Below are 975 nucleotides of genomic sequence, written 5' to 3' on the forward strand. Positions count from 1 at the left end.
TCGTATACTTAGAATCCGCCTCAGTTATACGGTGCGTATTCCGACAACATCCACTATTGAATTCAGTACAAATGAATATGCTTTATCTTCCCCTAACTCTTCTACAAGCTCTTTATAAATTGCCTTTTTGAGTATTGGATTATGCTCGTTTTCATAGCTATCCATAAGTTGGCGTATTGCATCTATTCTTTCTAGTCGCTGTTCTACAAGGTCCATTCTATTTAATTCAATGACTTTCTCCGTCAACTTCCCTCTGTTTTGACCTGGCTTTCCAAATACGTAGGGGCCCGCAGCATATAGGTGGTCACTCGGTTCATCATTAAACGGGTTTAAAAATGGCAGATTTTGGTCGTATTCGTCACTTTTATTCATGTTGCAAACAGGGCATGCAAGCCCTAAATTTTGCCATTCGAACGTTAAATCTGGGTACTTATCTTTAGCCTTAGGTTTAATATGTTCTATATGCTCATATGATACGTGACTCACTTTACTCTCACAGTACATGCATTTATTTTTAGCTTCCTGCTTGAGAAGACCTTTCACATCTGAATGGTTATAACGATTTGAAACAGATGAAGGAACCTTTTCATCGCGCTGAATAAAACCAAGTAATTCATTGGTCCAGTTTGTAGCATTGTCTACCAGAACTTGTGGCTTAGACCCCTTATTAAGCTTTATCATTTAGACTCTCCACAACTAGAGTGATTGCTTTGGGCATAAATTCTTGCAGTTCTTTCTCTTCTAGTTCCTGTCTCATTCGTTGAAACAAGCCCTCATCGACGCCTTGTTCAGAGTATTTTTTTACAACTTCTTTTATTTCATCTTCGACCCAAACAGGCACTGTTACAGGAACCCCAAGAACCTCTCTTAAAACTTTTGCCGCATTGCCACTTTTATCAATCATGTCAAGCTTTCGAGAAAATACCCGATTTTCATTATTGTATGCAAGAGCGTACACTTGGGATTTTTTAGAAG

At 38.6% G+C, this 975-nt stretch carries 1 protein-coding gene and 1 pseudogene; both read right to left on the reverse strand.

Annotation, left to right across the window (positions count from 1 at the left end):
* Nucleotides 1-24: 24 nt before the first annotated feature.
* Nucleotides 25-681: an HNH endonuclease gene (locus AB4496_RS09005; RefSeq protein WP_102258243.1), complete on the reverse strand. Its 657-nt coding sequence runs from the start codon at nucleotides 679-681 to the stop codon at nucleotides 25-27.
* Nucleotides 668-975 (reverse strand): annotated as a pseudogene (locus AB4496_RS09010) (OLD family endonuclease); the annotation flags it as partial. The gene AB4496_RS09005 and the pseudogene AB4496_RS09010, both read right to left, overlap by 14 nt.

The organism is Vibrio sp. 10N.222.46.A1, from assembly GCF_041473595.1.
Lineage (GTDB): Bacteria > Pseudomonadota > Gammaproteobacteria > Enterobacterales > Vibrionaceae > Vibrio > Vibrio tasmaniensis_A.

What these genes read in the sequence shown, in the direction of transcription:
- AB4496_RS09005 (WP_102258243.1), bottom strand. Translation starts at nt 681, where the DNA reads ATGATAAAGCTTAATAAGGGGTCTAAGCCACAAGTTCTGGTAGACAAT.